The following is a 21,950-nucleotide window of genomic DNA, read 5'->3' as shown; positions in this document are numbered from 1 at the left end:
ACGTAGTGGGAGGTCGTTGAAGCGCGATGAATATCGTCGTACTCGTCAAGCAGGTGCCTGATTCGGGGGCGGACCGCAGCCTGCGTTCTGACGACAACACTGTCGATCGTGGTTCGACGGACAACGTCATCAACGAGATGGATGAGTATGCCATCGAGGAGGCGTTGAAGATCAAGGAGGCGCACGGCGGCGAGGTGACGATCCTGACCATGGGTCCGGATCGGGCGTCCGAGTCGGTCCGTAAGGCGTTGTCGATGGGGCCGGACAAGGCGGTGCATGTGGTGGACGACGCCCTGCACGGCTCGTGCGCGGTGGCGACGTCGAAGGTCCTCGCCGCCGCTCTCGGCCAGCTGGGCGCGGATCTGATCATCTGTGGTGCGGAGTCGACGGACGGGCGGGTGCAGGTGATCCCACACATGATCGCCGAGCGGCTGGGTGTGGCCGCCCTGACCGGTGCGCGGAAGCTCACCGTCGACGGGTCGACGCTGACCGTCGAGCGGCAGACCGAGGAGGGCTACGAGGTGGTCACCGCCTCGACGCCGGCTGTGGTTTCCGTGTGGGACACCATCAACGAGCCGCGGTACCCGTCGTTCAAGGGCATCATGGCCGCGAAGAAGAAGCCGGTGCAGACCCTGGCCCTGGCCGACCTGGGCATCGCCGCCGCTGAGGTGGGTTTCGACGGGGCGACCAGCACGGTGTTGGAGCACGCCAAGCGCCCGCCGCGGTCGGCCGGCGTGAAGGTCACCGATGAGGGCGACGGCGGCGTGAAGCTGGTGGAGTTCCTCGCCACCGAGAAGTTCGTGTGAGGGGTGCGGGTCATGTCTGAGATTCTCGTCGTCGTCGAAGCCACCGGGGAGTTCGGCGTCAAGAAGGTCACCCTGGAGATGCTCACCCTCGCCCGGCAGTTGGGCACCCCCGCCGCGGTCGTGCTCGGCGGTCCCGGCGCCGCCGACGCGCTGAGCCCGAAGCTGGGTGAGTACGGCGCGGCGAAGGTTTATGCCGCGGAGGGAGAGGAGATCGACGGCTACCTGGTGGCCCCGAAGGCCACCGTGCTGGCCGATCTGGTGAAGCGGGTGCGCCCGGGTGCGGTGCTGCTGGCCTCGTCGCAGGAGGGCAAGGAGATCGCCGCCCGCCTGGCGGTGAAGCTGGACAACGGCATCCTGACCGACGTGACCGACCTGGCTGCGGACGGCACCGCGACCCAGGTGGTGTTCGCCGGTTCCACCATCGTGAAGTCGAAGGTCACTCGTGGCCTGCCGCTGGTTACCGTCCGCCCGAACTCGCTGTCCCCGACCCCGGCTCCGGCCAGCCAGGAGGTGGAGCAACTCACCGTCACCGTCAGCGACACGGACAAGCTGGCCCGGGTGGTGCAGCGGGTCGCCGAGCAGAAGGGCTCCCGCCCGGAGCTGACCGAAGCCTCCGTCGTCGTGTCCGGTGGTCGTGGTGTCGGTAACGCCGACAACTTCAAGCTCGTCGAGGAACTGGCCGACCTGCTCGGCGGTGCGGTGGGCGCGTCCCGGGCGGCGGTGGATTCGGGCTTCTACCCGCACCAGTTCCAGGTCGGGCAGACCGGCAAGACGGTCTCCCCCCAGCTGTACATCGCCCTGGGTATCTCCGGGGCGATCCAGCACCGGGCCGGGATGCAGACCTCCAAGACCATCGTCACGGTCAACAAGGACGCCGAAGCACCGATCTTCGAACTGGCCGACTTCGGCGTGGTCGGCGACCTGTTCAAGGTCGTACCGCAGGCCGTCGAGGAGATCCGCAAGCGCACGTGATGGGCGAGTCAACCAGCTCGTGTCCCGTTAGCGAAGCTGACTACAGACTGACCAGAAGGAGTTAAGGCATCATGACAGATCTCCTGCCCGAGTCGCTTGTCGGCAAGAGCATCGCGGTCCTGGGTGGTACGGGCCCGCAGGGTCGGGGCCTGGCGCGGCGATTCGCGGCCGCCGGGCTGGCGGTGGTCATCGGCAGCCGCGACCCGGGGCGGGCTGCCGGCACCGCCACCGAGCTGGCCCGGGCGACGGGCGGTGCCGTGTCTGGCATGGACAACACCGGTGCGGCCGTTGCCGGGGACATTGTGGTGATCGCCGTTCCCTGGGAAGGGCATGCTGACCTGCTGAAAGGGTTGGCGGCCAGCCTGGCTGGCAAGGTGGTGGTCGACTGTGTCAACCCGCTCGGCTTCGACAAGCAGGGTGCCTATGCGCTCCCGGTTGAGGAGGGATCGGCGACCCAACAGGCGCAGGCGCTGCTGCCGGACAGCATCGTGGTCGGCGCGTTCCACAACGTGAGCGCGGTCACGCTCGACGACCCGGAGGCCGCCTCGGTCGACACTGACGTTCTGGTGTTGGCAGATGTGCGGGAGGCGGTCGACCTGGTGCGGGATCTGGCCAGCTGCATCCCGGGCGTGCGAGGCGTGTACGGGGGGCGGCTGCGCAACGCACACCAGGTCGAGGCACTTACCGCGAATCTCATCAGCGTGAACCGCCGGTACAAGGCGCATGCAGGGATCCGGATCACCGACATCTGACGGGGCCGCCGCACCTCCTGGGCCGCGGCTCGGGACGAGAGTTCACCGCCGCCGGTTTCCACGACCTGTCGGTGACCGGCTCCGGGCTGCGCCGCGTCGTCGGCACCGTGGCACAACTGGCCTCGTTGAAGATCGAAAGCGGGGGAGCGGTCACCGCTCGTGGATCACCTCAACCCTGATGGCGACGAACTGATGTGTCCGGCGGGCCATCGTGTTGCCTGCACACCTGTGGAAAGAGATGCGCGATGTCCCACCCTGCCACCGGTCGTAGTGGTGACCGCACCTGGCTCGTCGCCGTCGCCGCCAGTTTCTGGGGTTTCTCCAGCCTGTTGCGAGAACCCCTCTCCCGGCAACTGCCGGTGTTGAGTGTCGTCCTCGTCGAGCACATCGTCCTCGTACTTCTCGTCTCGCCCTGGTTGATCCCCGCGCTGCGTTCCCTCGCCCGGTGTAGTCGGCGCACCAAGGTGGGTGTGCTGGTCATCGGTGCGGGATCATCGGCGCTGGCGACCACACTCTTCACCGCAGCTTTCCGGCTAGGCGATCCGATCACGCCGCAGGTGCTGCAGAAGTTGCAGCCGGTACTCGCCCTCGTGCTGGCTGCCGCCCTGCTCGGCGAGCGCGTAACCCGGCGGTTTCCCTTGTTCGCGCTGCCTGCGTTGGTCGGGGCCTGGCTGCTGGCCTTCCCTGATCCATTCGGTGTGACCGTCGGTGGCGCGGGTGCGGCGGCGCTCGCGGTCGGCGCGGCCCTGCTGTGGGCTGCCGGGACTGTGCTGGGACGAATGGTCAGTCATGAGCTGTCCTTTGTGCACGTCACCACGTTGCGGTTCGCCGTCGGCCTGGTCACGCTTGCTGGCTTCGCCGCGGCGACACGCACGCCGGTCGCCGTACCGCCAGCGCTGCTGCCCCGGCTGGTGGTGCTCGCGGCCGTACCGGGCCTGCTGGCCCTGCTGCTGTACTACCACGCCCTGCAAAACACCCCCGCCTCCCGCGCGACCCTGGCCGAGCTTGCCTTCCCGCTGTCAGCCGCGCTCGTCGGACTCACCCTGCTCAACGGCCGGCTCAACCCCAGTCAATGGGTTGGCCTCGTCCTGGTCCTGGGCTCGGTCGTCCTGCTCTCGCTACACGAACACCGCAGCACCCGTCCCGCCGTGACACTGCCGCAACCCGGCTCCGAGCAGCGAATACCCAGCACGACGTCACAGCGGTGACGCCACCGACACCGGCGCGGTCGCACGCCCGCCACGGGCACACTCCGTTCAGGCAATGGCGGGCTGAAGGCTACACGTGGCGTGGGATCGCTGCAGCCGCCGACCAGGCGTGGGGTACCGAGTCCCGAGGCAACCAACTCTTCGGGAGAGACTCGTGCCTGGAATGCGCGCGGATGCTCGGTGAGAATCCGGATGCCCATGAGCGCGCACCGGTACGTGTCGGGCAGACGGTTACGGCGTTTGCGAGGGCTCGTCCGGGCGGCTGCTGGCGTTGTATGAGTTCTTGGCGGCGACCACGGCCGCCTGGATGTGCTCGGGGTCGACGCCGTGTACGTTGAGCGGCGGGTGTAAACGCCGGACAAGTTCGGCCTCGATGGTCGTCGGCTCCGCGTCCTCCGCCCACGTCAAACGCAGGTGCGCGGACATCCACGCGGTCAGCCGCGCCTCGTCCTCGGGGACCAGGACGACACGATCGGTCCAGGTCGTCCGGTATCCCTCGGACACCAGAAGCCCGGCCAGGGTACGGCGCAGAGTCGAGCTGCCCGAACGCCTCAGATGGTTGCGCAGGATCCGGCCCCGCAGGCTGGTTGCCCGTCCGAGATACAGCAGCCGTAGCGACGGGATGCTGTCATTCGGTGGCCCGGGGAGGTCGGGAAGGATCGAAGGACCAGCCCACCAGGCGTAGACACCGCTGCCACGGCTGAGCCGCTTGACGGCGACATCGACTTCGACCGGCGCGCCGGAGAGCAGCCGCAGGGCCTCTTCGACCCGGGCTCCGTCGGTGGGGGCGCCGTCGGGTCGGGTTTCGGGAATGGTCATCGAGACCATCCTAGGCGTCCCCGGCGGATCGACGTTCGGCTGGCGGTCCAGCCGGTCGACGGACTGTTGGACCATGGCCACGCGGACCGGAAGCGGAGCTGCCGGAATGTCGATGAGATCGTGACGCCAGGCCCACATCTGGGCCCGTCGAGCCAGTCGACCACGGGGAGAACGGGAAGGCCGAGCCGGGGTGCCACGACGTCGTTCGCCTCGGCCATCCAGCAGATCATCCGCCGAGGCGTGCTGAGATGCGCTACATGAAGGAGCGGGCGAAATCGGTTGATTTCGCCCGCTCCTTACTGCGCCGCCCCAGCAACCGGACTACTTGGTGATCATGCCCTTCGAGGCGACCAGGTGGTAGTTCTCGCCGAACACGTTGAGTTCGTGGACTCCGACCTTCACGTTCTCGGTCGTACCCAGGATCTTCAGCCTGACCGCGTTCGTCAGCACCCGGTCGAAGGTGACGTAGTCAGCCGTGTACGCGGTGGTGTTCGTGCTCTTGTCGACCAGCGTCCGCCACGTGTTGGTCGGAATGTCCTTGTACTCCAGCGTGTACTGCACGGCGTTGTCCTTCGTGAACGTCCGTCCGAGCTCCTTCCACTGGATCTGGGCAGCGGAGATGTGGAAGACGGTCCCGAAGCCCCTGATGTAGGTGGGCGCGTTGTCGTTGTCAGCCGGCTCCCACCAGGTGGATAGTGATCGGTCCCCGCCGTAGTACGGGTTGCGCCCGGGGGCATAGCTGCTCGCCCAGTAGACCTGGCTGTTGGTGGCCACATTGTAGAGCCCGACGTCGTCCCTGCCCGCGATCTTCTTGCCGGGGGCCAGTTGCGGCGTGTTGGACAACTCGCAATCGATCGCTCCCTTCTGCGGACCAGTGGAAATCACGTTGCAGATGTCCATTCCCAGCCGTCGCTCGAAGAACTCCTCGTATGCGATGACGTAGGTGTAGAAGAACACCAGGTTACCGGAATCGTCGAGTACGAAACTGCCGTGCCCGGCGTTCGGATATACCGCACTGGGGTGGTTGTTCCCGTAGCCGATCGGGTTCTGCTGCGTTTCCTTGAATCCTGAAAGCGGTTTTTTCGACGTCATGACGCCCGTCGCGTACGTGGTGTACTCGGTGCCACCGGACGCGACCGAGAGGTAATAGGTCTTCCCCACCTTGAACAGCTGTGCGCCCTCCACGTACCCATGCGTGTAGGTCGCCTTGTTGTCACCGATGTGCTGCCATTCCTGGCGCGGGTCGAAGGTCCAGAGCACGACCGGGTCGCTGATGAGCTGCCGAGGATTGTTCGGGTCGAGTTCGGCGCCCATGATCGGCGAGCCGATGTTGTACGTCAAGTACAGCCGGCCGTCCGTGTCAAGGAAGAACTGCACGTCGCCGACGCTCAGGGTCTGGCCGGTCGGGCGCAGGAAGTTCCCCATGCTGGTCCACGGCCCGGTGGGCGAGTCCGCCTGATAGACCGGCGTGTTGTTGCCGGCCATGTAGAACTTGTTGCCGATCTGCACGACGGTTGGTGCGACCAAGCCCAGGTTCATCTCATGGGGCGTCCACGTGAGGTAGTCGGTGGTGGACCAGACGGTGCGGTTGTTGTTCGGCGCGCTCTGCATGGCACCGGATGCGTAGAGATAGATGGTCCCGTCGACGTTCACCGCGGACCAGTCCGCCCCGGTCCGTGCCGAGTTCTCCGAAATCCTGGTGAAACCGACGGTGGATCGGCTCGCGAGAGTCCGCCCGGACGCTGCCGTCCACGTCTCCAGGTTCAAACTGGCTGGAATTTGCGATGTGTTTGCGACATTCGCGTCCGTGGGCGGCATCGTCCCTACGATGTTGCGCACCGCCATCCCGGGCAGATTGATCGGGTTCACATATGTCTGCGCCATGTCGACACCGCTCAGCGGCACCTTGGCGGACGGGGTCTGGGGTTTGTGGCCCGGCGCCGCCGGCTGCGCGGGCTTGTCCGCCGAGGCTGGCCCGATCGGTGTCAGTTGGCCTATCCCTACTCCTACCAGGAGAGCAAGGCCAATAGCCGCTAAACCTTGACGTCGCTTTCCAGCGGATTTCTCGATAGCCATCAGGTCATAGCCTTCCGTCTGGGCTGCGTTAGCGCTAACAACGGGGCGGAAGTGTCGGATTTCCGGTGTAACCGGCGTGTTGTTCGTTGGTTGATGGTGTGGCGGTCCTCGAAGGTGATCGCGAGGGTGTTGAAGGGCGGACTTCCAGCGCACGGGTCCATTTTGACTCGGCCTCGGCCGGTGCGGGGCCAATGAACTGAGCTTCCCTGTTAGCGTTAACAATGTTGCGGTGATGTTAACGCTACAATCTGGAGTGTGTCAAGAGGGTCGATGGCCGCCTGAGAGCAACTTGATCATGATGTTGAGCTGGGGATTCCAAGGTCGTAGGCCGCCGAGGGGGAGCGGGCACCGTGACGGGGTCAGCCCTGCGTATCGGGGGAAGGCGGGGCCGTGCCAGGTTGCCGCTCCTTGTCTGCGGTGACGTGCCGTCACTTGCGAGCAGGCAACAGGTTCGATGCACAATGTTCGATGTACTGACCGCGCCGGAGCGGCAACCGAGTGTGATCCGCCGAGACCGATGGAGGCACGTCCATGGCGTTGACCCCGGCGGCCGGCGGTTGTGGCGAGTCGCCCGCGTCATCCGTGCCGATCCAGTCCCCGAGGCCGGTGAACACCGAGGTCGAGTGGGACGGTTTCGACCCGCAGGCCTATGTCCGGCACAACTACGCGGACCTGCGCTCCGACGACCGGGAGCTGCTCCGCCGAACCCGAGACTTCTTCGCCGGAGCGAAGCTGGCCGACGCACGCTGTGTCGACGTTGGATCGGGTGCGAACCTCTACCCGGCCCTGACGCTCCTGCCGTTCGCGTACACCATCGATCTGTGTGAGTGGTCCACGTCGAATGTGCGCTGGCTGCGTACGCAGGTCGACGGCTACGACGAACTCTGGGACCCGTACTGGCAGGTCTGCGTGGAGCACCCGGCGTACGCGGCGCTGCCCGATCCGCGACGGCGTCTGGCACAGGTCGGCCGAGTCTGCAGGACCAGCGTTTTCGACCTGCCGCAGCACACCTGGGACGCGGGCACGATGTTCTTCGTGGCCTGCTCCATCTCGGCCGACCGGGCGGAGGCCGAACACGCCGTCGCCCGGTTCCTGCGGGCGCTGCGCCCCGGCTCACCCTTCGCCGTGGCCGTCATGCTCGGGTCCGCCGGCTACCGCGTCGGCCCGCGCTTCTTCCCGGCCGTGGCGCTGCAACGCGCTGAGGTGGTGGCTGGCATCGCGGCCGGCGCGTACGACGTGACCGTCCACGAGGAGCGCCCCCGACCGTCGTTGCGCGACGGATACCTGAGCATGCTGCTGGCCACCGGCCGCACCCGCGGATAGTGCCGGTGCGTATCATCGTCGCCGCCGAGTGGACGCCCCCGGCCTGCCGGGCGGACATCCTGCATCAAGGCCCGGGGGACTCGCCGACGTGCGGCAGGCAGAGCGTCTCCGGTGGCACTCGACCGGCCCGCTACCATGACATGGCACATCGGTGCCAGTCATCGTGGATCATCGTGCGCACGGCAAGACCAGCGGTTCCGAGTCGGCGACTACATGCAGACGGCGGTGGATCATGCGAATACAGCCGCGCCAGGAGATCCTCGACATCTGGCGGGCCACGATGCGGAGTTGTTGGGAGAAGGGTGAATGGCACTGGGGCGGCCGAAGCGGTAGCAATTCCATCAGTGATGCCGAGCAACTACTGATCCTGCTTCTTCCCATGGCCAAGGTCCCCGTGCTGTCGCTCGATGACCCCGACAGCGCCGACGACGAGGTGGTCGAGGCCCTCAGCCCCATCGGCGGTGCGATCGAGATTCCCCGCCGGCTGGTCGGCGTCATGATCGATTACTTCAGGCGGTACACCGCCGAGGACGGCACGCCCATCTTCAGCGGCGGCGGCTACCTGAACCCGGTGGAGGGCGGCCCGGATCTCACCGACGAACAACGGTCCCTGGACGTCGTCGACTCGTTCGCCGTCTCCGTCACCCTCACGTTGGCGACGATCGGTTTCGTCAAGGTCTACCGCAGAGCCACCGAGCGACGGGACCTGCTCGCGCAACTGGACGACCTGGAGGCGATGGCCGGCATCCGGCTCACCGCCGCCATGGTGGGCCTGCTGCGCAGCTTCAGCACCTTTGTCTTCACCTCCACCGACGAGTACGGCCGCCGGCTGTGCGACATGGTCAACCAGGACGAGCTTCCGCGCCGCGAACTCGTCACGGCGCTGCGCGGACAATTGCGGGACACCATGGCCAGCCTGCGCAGCGTGATCATCGGGTCGGGCCGGGTCACCGAAGACCTCGACAACAGGGACATGCTCTTCGAATGCGGCTGGTCGTGGGGCATCATCGCCGGCGCCGAGGAAGTCCCCACCAGCGAGCCGATCGGCCGGCAACGCGAAGGCTCGGCCGAGAACGCCCCCTACCTCTACTTCACGGTCATCGCGATGGACGCCATCGAAGACCTGAACTCCGAACGTACCCGCCTGCTCGGCCTGCTCAACGAGGAACAACAGCGGCTGTCCCGGGCACTGCAACTACGCTGGGAGCTGACCCGGACCTACTGGGCGACGGTGGCGACCTTCGGCAACCGGCGGCGATGGCCCATCGAGGACATCCCGTGGCGCACGACCGACGGCGACCGCACCGACTACTACACCCTCCAAACGACGTCGCTGGCAGTCAAGGGACTGCTCGCGGTCGGACGCGGCGGCGACGAGGAACTCGGCCGCATCGCCGCGGTGCTCGTGGAACTGGCGCAGCGGGCACGCGTCACCCGACGCGCATCGCCCGGCGAGTCTGCGCTGGTCGTGCACACTCCCGGTAAGCGGGTCACCCTCAACGACGACACGCCCAAGCCGATCATGACGTGGAACGTGAACGAGTTCTCCACCGTGCTGCTCCAGCGGGCGATCACCGTCGCCGGCCTGCTGAGCAACGCCCGGCGGCGCAGCGAACTGCTCGAGTTGGCCGACGAGGTGTGGGACCATCTGCTGCTGCGCCGCATCCCCGACGGCCGGCACCGAGAGCTGTGGGACCATGCCGGCGGTGCCTTTCCCGGGCTGGCCCCCAAACCGGACGCGCCCTCCTGGTACCTGACCGAGCGGGTGGTGCACGCGCTGGTCAACGCCGGTCAACTGCTCTGGGAACGTCCCTTCCCGCGCGCCGGCCGGCTCGCCGCGTACGCACAGGACCTGATCGACGAGGCGGAATACCTGTTCGACCGCGAGCTGATGCGCGGCACGTTCGCCGGCAAGGCGATGCAACGCAGCATGCACAGCATCCGGGCCAGCCTGCACCGGGCGCAGCTGCTGGTGGACGAACGTCCGGGCACGGCGGCCGCCCTGGCGAACACGCTGCTGCTCCTGCTCAACGACGTCACCACCGGGCAGCAGAAAGCCAGCGAGGGGATCTGATGCTGGTCTTCGTCACGTCGCACAAGGGTGGCACCGGTCGCTCGGTGACCGCCGCGAACATCGCCTACCGCAGCGCCCTGTCCGGCCGCCCCACCTGCTACCTGGACTACGACTTCGGCTCGCCGACCGCTGGCATCACGTTCCAGATCCCGCACGCCGTCGACGGGGTGGAGGGCGCCGGGCCCAACAGCGGCGGCTTGCACCGCTACCTGCGGGGCGAGATCCCATTTCCCGAACAGATGGACGTCTGGGGCACCTCGGAACAGGTCGGCCTGCGCCAGCGACCCATCGGCGCGGGCCCGCTGGTGCTGCTACCCGGCCAGCGCAACGGCAGCGAATTCGGCTTCACCAACGACATCGCCAAACGCTGCGCCGAACTCTTCCTCCGGCTGGAAGAGGAGTTCGACCTGACCCTCGTGGACCTCAGCGCCGGCCGCTCGTACGCCAGCCAGATCGCGCTGGCCGCCACGGCAACCCCCACTCTACGCAAGGTGACCGCGCGCTGGTTGGTCTTCCACCGCTGGACTCCCCAGCACGTCACCGCAGCGGCAGATCTCGCCTTCGAGGCGGGCGGCATCCTCGCCATGGGCAAGGAATACGGCCACGAGCCGGAGCGGCTGCAGGAGTCGCTGCGCTTCATCCGCACGGCGGTGATCGACTCCCGCGGCCCCGAGGTCGGCTACCTCGACCTCGCGCAGCAGGCATTCCTGCGCGGGTGCGACACGGAACTGTCGGATCTGGCCCGCCGCCGAGGCGTCGGGCGCACGACGCTGCTCGGCACGGTGCCGCTGGACCCGCTGTTGCAGTGGCGGGAACAGCTCATCTCGGACCACGACGTACAAGCCAAGATCGCGAATGTGAAGACGGTGGACGCCATCGTAAATCTGACCGAAAAGCTCTTCGACGAGACCGCATGGGAAACCGTGTGATCGACGTGGATGTCAGGTTCCAGGAGGCAGCTGCGGTGCGTCGGACAGAGAGCGTGGCGTACTCACACCTGTCGGTCGAGTTGGGGCACTTCTACGCGGAGGACTTCGGCGCCGGCTGCCAGGAGCTGCGGCGCAGGTTCGCGCGCATCGCCGACTGGTCACCGGCGATCCCGGCCCTGGCCCGCCAGGGACTGCCGACACACCGCCAGCCGCGGATCAGCACCTGCTTCATGGTGGACGACTACTTCCACCGATTCGGCTCACCACGCGAGGTGATCCCTCAGGTGCAGGGCGCCGCGGCGGAGCTCGGCCTGGTGTTGGACTACGTGGCCCGGGAATCCAGCTTCGCCCGCCACGGCGGCGTCGAGCTCGCCCAGATGGTGGTCGACACCCTCGTGGTGGAACCACCCCGGCACACCACCGGAAGCCGGCCCCCGCTCAGTGAATCCGGGTGGCTGTCCAACGGCATGCGCTCACCCGGGCACGTTGACGCGCCGGCGATGACCCTGCCTCGCCCCTGGTCCCCGCCGGTGCAGTCCGGCGACCCCCGGCACTCCATCTTCGTGGACATCGAGCTGTGGTCCGACGAACCGAACACCCGGGTGTGGGCGTGTGCGCTGCTCGCATCGGTCTGGCAGATGACCCGGCTGGGCGTGCTGCGGCACCGCGGGCAGACCCTGATGCAACCGAGCCGGCTCACCGGCGAGCTACCCGTCGACTGGGACGAGCTGCCGGCGGTCGTGCAGCTCAACCCGACCGCCGCGCCGTTCTGCGCGTACCGCACACTGACCCTCATGGACACCCAGTACCTGCCGGTCGAGCTGGCGGTACGGACCATCCTCGGCCAGGTGGCGGTACCGCCGTCGGTCGCGCAACAGGTCGCCCGGCGCGCCGATGGTGAAGGCCTGCACCTGCCCAGCGAGCTCGTCGACCGACTGAGTTACGTGTTCATCGGCGGGTGAGTGTGGTCAGCGCCCGCACGGCTGGTCGACCGCATGCGGCCCGCCAGGTCACGCAGCAGCGCCATGTTGCCCACGCTGATCTGATCCCGGATCCAGTTCACCGATGAGTTCCACTGCCGGCTGAATCCGGGCACCTGCTCCAACCGGTCCCAGATCGACCGCAGCCGCGGGTTGACCCGCGCGCCCGGCAACCACAGATGCAGCAGGTGCTCCAGCACGGGACGCAACCGCTCGACGTGCTCCTGCCCGGAGGCCGACCGGGTGACAGCGGCCTCCATCAGGGAGGAGAGCATGGTCAGTAGCCAGTCGTGCAACGCGAGATCCTCGCAGAGACCGGCCACGGCCGCCGGCACGTCCTGCGGGGCGAGCACCAGTTCAACCGTACGCAGGGTCGGGGAGTCCACGGTGACGACGGCCGAGACCTCCCGGTCCGGCTGTTGGCCCACCTGCGCGGTCCAGCGCAGCCGGGTACGCGCCGCGCGCAGTGGCGGACGCCGATCCAGCAGGTCGGACATCTGCACCCCGTCGAGCACCCGTCCGGTGATCGCCTCCAGGTTCAGCACGTCCGCGTCGTTGCCGTGCAGGAAACCCGCGGTCAGGTCGGCGCTGTTCAGCTTGCCGACCGTCTCCAGGACGCCCGGGTTGGCCAGATAGTGCGACCACGGCTGGCGACGTTCGCCGGCGACGACCTGGATGACCGACGACGCCTGCACGATTCGGCCACCGGTGATGATGGCCCGGGTGACCACCGCGCCCACCCCCCGTAGCTGCCGCCGCCTGGCGCTGGGCAGCCAGCAGTCCACGCCGGTGCGCACATCGGGCGAGACCGCATAGAGCGACGGACGGCGGGAGGTCAGCACGGCCTCGCCTTCGACCAGGCTGAGCACCTCCGAACTCTGCTCCTGAGCCAGCGCCGTGCTGTGCTGCAGCAGGTTGGTGTGCACCTCACCGACCGTGATCATAGCTTCCTCCGCATCGCCGTCCGCCCGCAATCATCCTGCGGAATGCGACCCCGCTGATGCACCCTCGCCGTGACCCGCGCCGACACCGACCCTGGTGAGGCAACGGGACCCCGCGACATCGGGAACCGACCCGCGGATCGGTATCTGCCCTGAGGGACATCGTAAGCCCGACCTCGACGGGAATCCCATGGTGGCGAAGCGATCACCGGCCGCACGGACGTGACGACGGCTGATAGTTTCAATAGTGCGGTCGCCAGCTACCCCTGGAGTTGCCGTTTATGAAGGTCTACATTTCGGCCACTCAAAAAGACCTGCTGGAATATCGCGCTGCCGTACACGCAGTGGCACGTCGCCTGGAGATCGAGGACGTCGCCATGGAAGCGTACGGTGCCGACGTCCGACGACCGCTCGACCGCTGCCTGGCCGACGTCCGCCGCTGCGACCTCTACATCGGACTGTTTGCCTGGCGCTACGGATTCCGCCCGCCCGGTCAGGAATCCTCCATCACCGAACTGGAGTACCGCGAGGCACTCGCGGCCGGAAAACCCTGCCTGGTCTTCCTCCTCGCCGAGGAGACCCCCTGGCCGGTCGACCAGGTCGACCGGGGCACCGACGGGGAACGGATCGTCGAACTGCGCCGGGAGCTCAAGGAACGACACCTGTGCGCCTTCTTCACCAGCGTCGACGACCTCACCGCCAAGGTCACCGCGGCGCTGGCCGACGTACGCAGCGGGCGGTCCCCCGCACGCGGACCCGCCGACCCGGACACCCACCTACCCGAAGCCGTACGCGGCCACTACTACAAGCAACTGGCGCTCAGGTACCACGCCGTCCCGGTCGACGCTGTCTCACCACGTCCCACCATCGGCTACCTCACCGTCGGGCTGCCGAAAGTGTTCGTCGAGCCCCGGGTGCACGAGGATGCCCGCCCGGAAATGCCACTGGCCTGGTGGCGGTGGGCCGGCGCCAGACCGGGCGGCGACACCGGCGGACTACCCGGCGTGGTGAACCCGGAAGAGCTCGAACGACTCTGGGAGGAGTACGCGGCCAAGGACGCGCTCTCGTTGTTCGACGTGGTCTGCGACCCCGGCCGCCGGACGATCGTCCTGCTCGGCGACCCCGGCTCCGGCAAGTCAGCGGCCGCACGGTACCTGGCACTGGCACTGGCCGGAGTCTGCGACGAACCCCGACTCGCGGCGCTGAACCGGTACCTGCCCGTGCTGATCGAACTGCGCTCCTACGCCGCGCACCGCCGCGACGGGCGCTGCAACGGCTTGCTCGACTACGTCGGCCGCTGCCACGAACAGGGACTGACCGGAATCGACCAGGAGGTGCTGGAGCCATACCTGCGCCAGGGCGGCCAGGCCCTCTTTCTCTTCGATGGCCTCGACGAGGTGTTCGACCCGGTCCAACGCGAAGAGGTGGCCGCGCAGATCGCCACCTTCGCCAACGAGTACCCGGGAGTGCTGTCGGTGGTCACCTCACGGGCGGCCGGCTACCAGCGACAGACCTTCGCCAACGCCGGTTTCGACCACTTCACCCTCGAAGACCTCGACGACGAACAGATCACCGAGTTCCTCGACAACTGGTACCGCTACGTGATGCCCACCCCGGCTGTCGAAGCACAACGGCAACGACGACAGCTCCTCGACATGCTGCGCGACTCCCGAGCGATGCACGAGATCGCCGGCAACCCACTGCTGCTGATGCTCATGGCGATCGTCGGCCGCAGCCACCCCCTGCCCCGCAACCGACGCCGACTGTACGCGCACGTCACCGACGTCCTCATCTCCGAGTGGGACGTGACCAAACAACTGCGGGAGAGCCACGGCGACGTACCCTCGCTGGACCTGCACGCGAAGCGCCGACTCCTGCGCCACCTGGCATTCCGCATGCAGTTCCGGGGGGAGCCAGAAACGGCCGGCAACTACATCGACCCCGACGAACTGGCCCGCGTCTTCCGCGACCACCTCGTCGCGTTCTACGGTTTCGAGAACGAGCGGGCGCTCGCCATGGCCAACTCGATGATCGACAAACTGCGCCAGCGAAGCTTCATCCTGGAACGATACGGACTGCGACTGTTCGGGTTCGTGCACCGCGCGTTCCTGGAATTCTTCTGCGCCGAGGAGATCGTGGACAGGATCGAGAACGACCCCGGCGCCTGGGACCTCGACCGGCTCCGCGCCCTCTTCCGCGAACACTGGGCCGACCCGTCCTGGCGAGAGGTGCTCCGGCTCGTCGCCGGCGCCCTACCCGCCCGGATCGCCAACGACCTGATCACCCTGCTCGCCACCGAGACCACCCAACCCTGGCCGCCGCTGAACCTGACCGCCCCGCCCTGGAACCTCGTGCTGGCCGCGCAATGCGTGGCCGAAACCCCACAGCCCTCCGAACTGACCGACGCGGGCAATGCCGTGCTGCGCCAGGTCGTGCTGCTGATCGAACACGGCATCTCCGCCGACGACCCCAACCTGGCCGATCTCACCGAACAGGAACTGCTTTCCGCGGTCCGGGCACTCGGGCCGAACTGGCCCAGCCGGCGCACCTTCCTGAACTGGTACCGCCGCCGCGGCGTACGGACCAGCTGGCGCTCCGGCTCCGCCTTCGCCACCCGGATCGCCGCAGCGCTGTCCACCACCGAGGAACACCTGGAGGAACTGCTCGTCCGGGAACTCCAGCAGGGCCGCGAGCGGCAAGCCCACCTCACCCTGGTCGCCGGGCTCGCCGAAGCCGCCGGCCGGCTGGATGCCACCGACGGCGACCACCGTCGCTACCGGGACATCCTGATCGCCCAGGCCCGAGCCGCGGTCTCCACCGCCGTCCGGCAGGCCGCCGTACGGGCCCTGATCACCCACTTCGGCGCCGACCCCGACCTCACCGACGAGCTCCGCGACCTCGCCGACTCACCCGACCCCGCGGTCCGCGCGCTGGCCGTACAGTCCCTCGGCGGTCGCGCCGAACTCAGCGACGACATCCGCCACGCCCTGCTCCGGGCCACCGAGGACACCGCCACCACAGTACGGCGAGCCGCCGTCGCCGTGCTCACCGCGCGCTGCACCGACCTGCCGGACGCACCCGGCACCCTCCAGCGACTACTGGCCACCGACCCCGATCCCGCAGTCGTGCAGGACGCGCTGGCAGCCCTGCTGGCCCTGCCCGAGCACGCCGAGACCGCCCGCAGCCGCGCGCTGCAGCGAGTGACCGGCGACTCCCCGGACGAGGTGCGGCGCTGCCTGGTTACCAGGCTGCTGCCGGGCCGGCCCGGCCCGGAGGAGACCGACCTGTTGCTGAAGCTGGCCAGCTCGGACGGCTCCGCCCGGCTCCGCGCCACCGCCGTGCAGCGGCTGGCGCTCGTACCGGACCCGGACGGACGCTGCCGGAGCAGGCTGATCGACCAGATCGAACAGGACGACGACGCCTCCGTGCGGGCTGCCGCCGTGACCGCGCTGATCGACCGGGACAGCACCGACGACACCTGCTGGACCGTGGTGGCGCACGCGGCTCGCGTCGACGAGGACGCCACGGTGCGCCTCGCCGCGGTACGCGCCCTGGCCGAGGCCCACCCGGACCCCCGCATCGGAGAACTGCTGCTGGACAGCGCCCGACGCGACCCGACCGCGAGCGTCCGGCTCACCGCCGTCGACCTGCTCACCGGCCGGCAACTGTTCGGCCACGCCACCCGCGACCTGCTCATCAGCCGAGCCCTCCAAGAGCGGGACGCGCTCGTCCGGCTGCGGGTCACCCGCAGCCTGGCCTGTCTCGCCGAACCGCCCGACCCCGCCGTGCGGGAGTGCCTGGCTGAACAGGTCAGCCGAGATCCCGACCCCAACGTGCTGCGCGCGGCCGCCGACACGCTCGCCCGGCACGGCGAGGTCGAGGGCCTCGTGGAAACACTGTGCCGGCGGGCCCGCCGGGACAGCTACGTCGGCATCCGGCTGGCTGCCGTGCAGACGCTCTGCCGGTACGGCAGCCCCGACGTGATGACCGACGTGCTGCTGGAATGCGTCGAGTCGGACACCGACCCGACCGTGTTCGACGCCGCAGTCTGCTGCCTGACCGAGCGGGGAACCGCCTCCATGGCGGTGACCCTGCGGCTGATGCGCCGCCTGGCCGACCCGGACCCGGCGATCCGCGCCCGCATCGCCGCCGCGCTCGGCGAGCACTTCGACGCCGACCCCGAAGTTCAGGTGCTGCTCGTCGGACTGGTCCGCGACGACCCGGCCCTGGAGGTCCGGCGCCGAGCGGTGGAACAACTCGGCGCGACCCTGGCCGGCCGCGCCGGAGTGCCGGAGCTGCTGCTCGGGCTGGCCGACGACGACGACTGGGAGATCCGTCGGACCGCGTTGCTCGCGCTGACCCGACACCACTACCGAGACACCCGGACCCGAGAGCTGCTCATCCGGCTCAGCCGACAGGAAGACGACGACACCGTACGGCGGCTGGCCGGGCAACTACTGGCCACGCTGCCCGACATCACGCCCGACGACTTCCCGTGATCGAGCCCGACCCACCCCCAGGCTCGGGTCCCACCAGCGGCGGGTCCGCCGCGGCTGTTCCCGGCACCCGGCCGGGTCCGGGTAAATGTGCTGGCGACTTGCCTTCAATTCGACTTGAACCCGCATGCTGGGGGCATGGATGCTTTCGGGACTCCGTCCGGGGTGGCCGGCCGGATCTGGCAGCGGGTGTCCAGGAGCTGCGTCGGGTCACCCACCGCGCCCGGTGGGCGGATGGTGGTGGCGGTGCACAGCAGCCGTTCCAAGGCTCGGGGAGCGCGTCACCTGGGGTTCAGCGCGGAGCAGTTGGCCGTACTGGATGGCCTGCTGCGGGCAAACTTCGACGTGGTGGAACAGCACGATCTGGACTACGCCGACGCCTTCACTGTGGACGCGCGCCCGGCGTAGGCACGTCAACCGGCTGGCCTGACCAGGCGCCAGGTTGGCGCCGCCAATGGCAGATGGTCGACATCGGCGACTGCCGCGAGGTGCTGGCGGTGAGCGACGGCCGGGGATGTGCACGGCCGCCGTGCCCGCGATGCAGATGCGGAGCCTGGACCAGGGGTGGGCGAGGTTGGCTGGACCAACCGCTCGCGGCCTGATCCCACGTGGTACGACTACGCGTCGTGAACGAGCGGCTGGCGGCGGGCCTGCGGCATCCCGGCGGATTCACCACGGCGTTCGGTTTCGCGGCTGCCTGGCCTGCGACCAGCTTGCCATCGTCAAGGACGACGACTTCATCCGCGCCGCGTGCGGCGGGATGAAAGTGGCACGGGGCGGCTACCTCGCTGAGCTGCGCCGGGCAATGGCCACGCCCACGCCGATCAGGTTAAGCATCCTGACCAAATTCTGTCGGTGACGCTGTGGTTAGCGGCAGCGCTGCCGGTCCGGTCTTCACCTGTGTTGCCGCCGTGGGGCCGGCGCTTCCCTCTCGACCAACCGGTGGTCGCCCGTTAGCGACGAACTGACGTTCTGTCGCCCATCCAACGCCGTCATTGCCGGCCGGTCACCACTCGCATACGTTCGAACACCATGAGTCGTGGTGCAGGCCGGCGTTTCGGGGGCCGCACCCGTCAACGCCCCCCGACGGGGCTCGTCACACGGGAGGTTTCATGGCGATGATGCGATCGGCAGACAGGGCGCGACGGGGGTGGCGCGTGATCGGCGCAGCCCTCGGCGCGGCGGCGGTGGGCATGGTGGGAGTGCTGGTCGCGCCGACCGGCGCGCAGGCGGCCAGTGACCGGGTCGCGGTGGTCGACCAGCGGTACGGGGTCAGGATCTTCAGCGCCGGCGCCAGCCGGTGGACGGCTGGTTCGGCCCAGTGGTCGTGGAAGCGCCCCGCTGGCAGCGGCTGGAAGAACCTCTCCGACGTCAAGTTCCGCAAGCAGGGCTCGCGGAATGTGGTCCTGGTGGCCGCGTCCGGTGGCCGGGCCGGGATTGTCGACTACGCCACCCGCAAGGTGCGGTACCAGGTGACGCCAGGCGGCAACCCGCACGCCATCGAGCTGCTGCCCAACGGCGCTGTCGTGGTCGCCTCTTCCGATCCCGGCAAGCTCACCCTCTACGGCAAGGGCCGGACCAGCCCGGCCGCCACGAAGGCGTTCGCCAAGGCGCACGCCGTCTACTGGGACAGCGCCATCAAGCGCCTCTGGGCCGCCGGCGGCACCCGGCTGTGCAGCTACAAGGTGAGCGGCACGGCCACCGCTCCTAAACTCACCAACGCCGCCTGCCGAACGGTCACCGGAAACGTGCACGACCTGTCACCGGTCTACGGCACCTCCGCCAACCTGTGGATGAGCAACACCAGCCACGTTTACCGGTATGACATCAACCGCAACCGATTCCAGCGGGCACCCGGGTCCATCGACACAAACAAGATCAAGAGCATCGGTAACCACTCCGGCGGGCTGGTCTTCACCACCAAGGTCGCCGGCGCGAACAGCGACGGCACCTACGGCAACGGCAACGTCTGGCTGTACCGGCTGAACGGTTCCTACGTCGGCAACCGCTACCTCTCCGGAGCGGCGATCTACAAGGCCCGGCCAGTGGTCTGGAGCTACCGGTAGCCGGACCGTACCGGCCTAGATCGGCGGGCGGATGAGCTGCCCCCGCTACTCGTCGGCCGTGACCTTGCCGAGGCGCAGCCGGGCGAGCACGTCGGCGACTTCCCGGGTCTCCTCGTGCTGTGGGCCGTAGACGACGCAGAGGTCGTCGTGCAGCGGCCGCAGCTCGTCCAGAGCCTCCTCCGCCTTACCTTCGGTGAGCAGCAGCATGCCGATGTTGCGGCGTAGGTCCAGGGCGGCGGGGGAGGCGTCGCCGGAGGCGGCGCGTACGTGGGTGAGCACCTGCCGGAATTGGCGCAGGGCGGTGGTGGCGTGGCCGATTTCGACTCGGCAGTGGGCGGCCTGCCGCAGGCACTCCAGCGCGTCTTCGCTGGTGGGGCCGGCGGTGCGGGCGTACGCGGCGGCGAGGGCGTCGAACTCGGGCAGCGCCTGCCGGAAGTCCCCGCCGATGACGAGGATGGCTGCTCGTCGTGACCGCAGGGCCAGCACGCGGGGACTTTCGGCGCCGAGTGCGGCGCTGGCGGGGCGGAGCCGGGCAGGGGCAGGAACGGCAGCAGCCGTTCGTAGACGTCGTAGGCTTCTGCGGGCCGGTCCTCGGGGGCCTTGGCCAGCAGGTCGAGGACCAGATCCTCGATCTCTGGGGGCACGTCGGGGCGGAGCGTACGCAGGGGTGGTGGCGGCTCGATGACGTGCTGGCGCCACAGTTCGAAGTCGCTGCCGCTGGCGAAGACCCGTCGCCCGGCGAGGAGTTCGTGCAGGACGCAGCCGAGGACGTACAGGTCGCTCTGCGGACCAGCTCGGAAGCCATTGGACTGGGCCGGCGTGTCCTGGACGCGATGCACTGATGAGCACCCGCCAGAGCCCGTCGTCGGCAGTTACGCTGACCGCGTGGTGGTCCAGTCCCGGGTTCGTGTGCAGGGGGATCTCTACCATCCGGTGGTGCCGTCCGGTGCCGTCTATGTCGGGCGGCAGGGGTTCGGGTTGCGGCGTTCTCCCTGGGCCAATCCGTTCAGTCTTCGCAAGCATGATCGGGCTGAGGCGTTGCGCCTGTATCGGCAGTGGCTGGTGGGGCAGCCGGCGCTTGTCGAGCGGGCGCGTCGGGAGCTCGCCGGGAAACAGTTGGCGTGCTGGTGCCGCGTTGAGGATGCCTGTCACGCCGATGTGCTGGCCGAGGTCATCGGCTGACGTGTAGTCGGTATCGAGCGGTAGGTCGCCTGGGTGCGTAGACGCCGCCGATGCTGAAGGACTGCGGTCTTGCCGCCTGGTTGCCCACGTAGAAGGCGACGTCGCGGTCGGACGCGCAGAGCTGGGTGAGGAACTTGTGCCTGAGTTGATCCGTGGCCTCCGCATCGGTGAGCTGCGTGAGGTGACGTTGTAGGGCGACGAACTCCCAGTCCCAGAGTGTCTGCTGGTGTCCGCGGCAACGGCGGTCTGCGCATCGGTAGCGGTAGGAGCCGGTGAATCGTGGTGCCTGAAAAGGGATGGGCTTGGAGGGCGTCAGTAGGTCGAGCTGGTTGAGGTAGCCCGCGATCTTTCTGCGGTCTTCCGCCGACCAGCCGGGATGGCGCTTGATCTGCATGGACGAGACATCGGCGACGCGGATCAGGGCGATCGATCGTGCGCTCGGAGCGTCGCGTGCCTGCTCGTTGAGACGGCACATGGAGTCCTCGACGAGTGGATCGAGGAGATTTCGGCGGGACTGCTGGTTGGCTGCAAGATGCTGCTCGGTGGTGATGGTGTCCACGATCGGCGTCCAGCTCTCGCGGCGGACGTCTTTTCTGGCCGGCACTGCCTGGAGGCGGACGATGTCATACTTGCGGAACTTGCTGTCGTCGGCCAGTTCGCGAAAATGGATCGGGTAGAGGCGCATCCAACCCGTCCAGGGGGGGTCCAGGCTGAGCGCGCCGACGCAGACTGTCTCTCCATAGCGGGCGGAGGGGTTGGGCGCCGCCTTCACGGTGATCAGGAGGCGAAGCGTTGCTGGTTGGGTCAGTACTGGCTTCGACGGCGGATGCTCGTCCGCGCTCGGTCCCCACAACGGAAGTTGTTCCAACAGAACCACCATCATCGCTGAACGTGGCTTCCTGTGCACTTCTCGTTACATAGACAGCTTCGCATCTAAGTCGGTGGGGCGCCAGTCATCGGGAACGACCTGCCGAGGACGGCGCGACACGCCGCCGCCTAGCAGGCGCAGTATCGCCGGCGGGTGAGGTTCAGTTTCGATGTCGGGGCGCGGGAGCGCCATCAGGTGACGGCGGCCCCGTCGTGTAGGGGCGTGATGTCCACGGAGGCATCTCGTTCGGCGGCGACCTGCCACACCGGTGATCCCTTGAGCGGAGTGAATCTTGGACCCGGAAGGCCCCTTTGGGGCTCGCAGAGTAATAAGAGGGCATCTCGATCATGTGTGTTGTGGTGTGTCTGTTTCGGGTTGATCGTCTCGCCAGGACGGGGTGGTTTCGTGGGTGAGGCGTCGACTCATGTTGTCGATCATGGCCCAGTGGATGTGGGCCC

Annotated in this window: 18 protein-coding genes; 13 read left to right on the top strand and 5 right to left on the bottom strand. The window is 68.1% G+C overall.

The features are described from left to right. Positions 1–26: 26 nt before the first annotated feature. The 4 genes from IEY61_RS22290 (at position 27) to IEY61_RS22275 (ending at position 3,738) form a co-directional block, all read left to right on the top strand. Positions 27–806 (top strand): electron transfer flavoprotein subunit beta/FixA family protein, encoded by a 780-nt coding sequence (locus IEY61_RS22290; protein WP_189047452.1) that lies wholly within the window; start codon positions 27–29, stop codon positions 804–806. A gap of 12 nt (positions 807–818) precedes the next feature. Next, positions 819–1,778 (top strand): electron transfer flavoprotein subunit alpha/FixB family protein, encoded by a 960-nt coding sequence (locus IEY61_RS22285; RefSeq protein ID WP_189047450.1) that lies wholly within the window; start codon positions 819–821, stop codon positions 1,776–1,778. A gap of 71 nt (positions 1,779–1,849) precedes the next feature. Then, positions 1,850–2,530, top strand: coding sequence for an NADPH-dependent F420 reductase (gene npdG, locus IEY61_RS22280; protein ID WP_189047448.1), 681 nt, complete (start codon positions 1,850–1,852; stop codon positions 2,528–2,530). A 245-nt stretch (positions 2,531–2,775) separates the two neighbouring features. Continuing rightward, complete coding sequence (locus IEY61_RS22275) at positions 2,776–3,738, top strand: DMT family transporter (protein WP_189047446.1); 963 nt, start codon at positions 2,776–2,778, stop codon at positions 3,736–3,738. 231 nt (positions 3,739–3,969) lie between these two features. Here IEY61_RS22275 and IEY61_RS22270 read toward each other — a convergent pair whose 3' ends face one another. Further along, entirely contained in the window at positions 3,970–4,557 is a 588-nt protein-coding gene (locus IEY61_RS22270) for a GIY-YIG nuclease family protein (protein WP_229706326.1), read from the bottom strand. A 321-nt stretch (positions 4,558–4,878) separates the two neighbouring features. Further along, positions 4,879–6,633 (bottom strand): family 43 glycosylhydrolase, encoded by a 1,755-nt coding sequence (locus tag IEY61_RS22265; protein WP_189047444.1) that lies wholly within the window; start codon positions 6,631–6,633, stop codon positions 4,879–4,881. A 531-nt stretch (positions 6,634–7,164) separates the two neighbouring features. On the opposite strand from IEY61_RS22265, the gene IEY61_RS22260 reads away from it, so the two are divergent. From IEY61_RS22260 to IEY61_RS22245, 4 genes are all read left to right on the top strand, one after another. Beyond that, positions 7,165–7,956: an SCO2525 family SAM-dependent methyltransferase gene (locus IEY61_RS22260; protein ID WP_189047442.1), complete on the top strand. Its 792-nt coding sequence runs from the start codon at positions 7,165–7,167 to the stop codon at positions 7,954–7,956. 232 nt (positions 7,957–8,188) lie between these two features. Beyond that, positions 8,189–10,030: an SCO2524 family protein gene (locus IEY61_RS22255; protein WP_189047440.1), complete on the top strand. Its 1,842-nt coding sequence runs from the start codon at positions 8,189–8,191 to the stop codon at positions 10,028–10,030. Continuing rightward, complete coding sequence (locus IEY61_RS22250; RefSeq protein ID WP_189047438.1) at positions 10,030–10,959, top strand: SCO2523 family variant P-loop protein; 930 nt, start codon at positions 10,030–10,032, stop codon at positions 10,957–10,959. Before IEY61_RS22255 ends, IEY61_RS22250 begins: the two co-directional genes overlap by 1 nt. After that, positions 10,944–11,921, top strand: a complete 978-nt coding sequence (locus IEY61_RS22245; RefSeq protein WP_229706325.1) for an SCO2522 family protein — start codon at positions 10,944–10,946, stop codon at positions 11,919–11,921. The genes IEY61_RS22250 and IEY61_RS22245 overlap by 16 nt, the downstream gene beginning before the upstream one ends. Here the strand turns inward: IEY61_RS22245 and IEY61_RS22240 are convergent. Then, entirely contained in the window at positions 11,900–12,883 is a 984-nt protein-coding gene (locus tag IEY61_RS22240; protein WP_189047436.1) for an SCO2521 family protein, read from the bottom strand. The two genes, IEY61_RS22245 and IEY61_RS22240, sit on opposite strands and share 22 nt — an antisense overlap. Before the next feature lie 278 nt (positions 12,884–13,161). On the opposite strand from IEY61_RS22240, the gene IEY61_RS22235 reads away from it, so the two are divergent. The 3 genes from IEY61_RS22235 to IEY61_RS22225 all read left to right on the top strand — a co-directional run bounded on the left by IEY61_RS22235 (position 13,162) and on the right by IEY61_RS22225 (position 19,442). Next, positions 13,162–17,379, top strand: a complete 4,218-nt coding sequence (locus tag IEY61_RS22235) for a HEAT repeat domain-containing protein (RefSeq protein WP_189047433.1) — start codon at positions 13,162–13,164, stop codon at positions 17,377–17,379. A 135-nt stretch (positions 17,380–17,514) separates the two neighbouring features. Continuing rightward, a complete protein-coding gene (locus tag IEY61_RS22230) occupies positions 17,515–17,784 on the top strand; it encodes a hypothetical protein (protein ID WP_189047431.1) in 270 nt (89 codons plus the stop codon). A 749-nt stretch (positions 17,785–18,533) separates the two neighbouring features. Then, complete coding sequence (locus IEY61_RS22225; RefSeq protein WP_189047429.1) at positions 18,534–19,442, top strand: DUF6528 family protein; 909 nt, start codon at positions 18,534–18,536, stop codon at positions 19,440–19,442. 45 nt (positions 19,443–19,487) lie between these two features. Here IEY61_RS22225 and IEY61_RS22220 read toward each other — a convergent pair whose 3' ends face one another. Beyond that, positions 19,488–19,928 (bottom strand): hypothetical protein, encoded by a 441-nt coding sequence (locus tag IEY61_RS22220; RefSeq protein ID WP_189047427.1) that lies wholly within the window; start codon positions 19,926–19,928, stop codon positions 19,488–19,490. Positions 19,929–19,948: 20 nt separating this feature from the next. Between IEY61_RS22220 and IEY61_RS22215 the strand changes: the two genes are divergently transcribed. Then, a complete protein-coding gene (locus IEY61_RS22215) occupies positions 19,949–20,284 on the top strand; it encodes a hypothetical protein (protein ID WP_189047425.1) in 336 nt (111 codons plus the stop codon). A 43-nt stretch (positions 20,285–20,327) separates the two neighbouring features. Then, positions 20,328–20,624, top strand: a complete 297-nt coding sequence (locus tag IEY61_RS22210) for a DUF4326 domain-containing protein (RefSeq protein WP_229706323.1) — start codon at positions 20,328–20,330, stop codon at positions 20,622–20,624. On the opposite strand, the gene IEY61_RS22205 is transcribed toward IEY61_RS22210, so the two are convergent. After that, the gene (locus IEY61_RS22205; protein WP_189047423.1) at positions 20,614–21,507 is read right to left on the bottom strand and encodes a DUF8757 domain-containing protein; all 894 of its coding nucleotides are present in this window, start codon (positions 21,505–21,507) and stop codon (positions 20,614–20,616) included. The two genes, IEY61_RS22210 and IEY61_RS22205, sit on opposite strands and share 11 nt — an antisense overlap. Positions 21,508–21,950 lie beyond the last annotated feature (443 nt).

This window comes from Micromonospora sonchi, assembly GCF_014646235.1.
In the GTDB taxonomy this organism is placed as follows: Bacteria; Actinomycetota; Actinomycetes; order Mycobacteriales; family Micromonosporaceae; genus Micromonospora; species Micromonospora sonchi.
This window is presented reverse-complemented; position numbering and strand designations above follow the sequence as displayed.

What these genes read in the sequence shown, in the direction of transcription:
- IEY61_RS22290 (WP_189047452.1), top strand. Translation starts at nt 27, where the DNA reads ATGAATATCGTCGTACTCGTCAAGCAGGTGCCTGATTCGGGGGCGGAC.
- IEY61_RS22285 (WP_189047450.1), top strand. Translation starts at nt 819, where the DNA reads ATGTCTGAGATTCTCGTCGTCGTCGAAGCCACCGGGGAGTTCGGCGTC.
- npdG (WP_189047448.1), top strand. Translation starts at nt 1,850, where the DNA reads ATGACAGATCTCCTGCCCGAGTCGCTTGTCGGCAAGAGCATCGCGGTC.
- IEY61_RS22275 (WP_189047446.1), top strand. Translation starts at nt 2,776, where the DNA reads ATGTCCCACCCTGCCACCGGTCGTAGTGGTGACCGCACCTGGCTCGTC.
- IEY61_RS22270 (WP_229706326.1), bottom strand. Translation starts at nt 4,557, where the DNA reads ATGACCATTCCCGAAACCCGACCCGACGGCGCCCCCACCGACGGAGCC.
- IEY61_RS22265 (WP_189047444.1), bottom strand. Translation starts at nt 6,633, where the DNA reads ATGGCTATCGAGAAATCCGCTGGAAAGCGACGTCAAGGTTTAGCGGCT.
- IEY61_RS22260 (WP_189047442.1), top strand. Translation starts at nt 7,165, where the DNA reads ATGGCGTTGACCCCGGCGGCCGGCGGTTGTGGCGAGTCGCCCGCGTCA.
- IEY61_RS22255 (WP_189047440.1), top strand. Translation starts at nt 8,189, where the DNA reads ATGCGAATACAGCCGCGCCAGGAGATCCTCGACATCTGGCGGGCCACG.
- IEY61_RS22250 (WP_189047438.1), top strand. Translation starts at nt 10,030, where the DNA reads ATGCTGGTCTTCGTCACGTCGCACAAGGGTGGCACCGGTCGCTCGGTG.
- IEY61_RS22245 (WP_229706325.1), top strand. Translation starts at nt 10,944, where the DNA reads ATGGGAAACCGTGTGATCGACGTGGATGTCAGGTTCCAGGAGGCAGCT.
- IEY61_RS22240 (WP_189047436.1), bottom strand. Translation starts at nt 12,883, where the DNA reads ATGATCACGGTCGGTGAGGTGCACACCAACCTGCTGCAGCACAGCACG.
- IEY61_RS22235 (WP_189047433.1), top strand. Translation starts at nt 13,162, where the DNA reads ATGAAGGTCTACATTTCGGCCACTCAAAAAGACCTGCTGGAATATCGC.
- IEY61_RS22230 (WP_189047431.1), top strand. Translation starts at nt 17,515, where the DNA reads ATGGATGCTTTCGGGACTCCGTCCGGGGTGGCCGGCCGGATCTGGCAG.
- IEY61_RS22205 (WP_189047423.1), bottom strand. Translation starts at nt 21,507, where the DNA reads ATGATGGTGGTTCTGTTGGAACAACTTCCGTTGTGGGGACCGAGCGCG.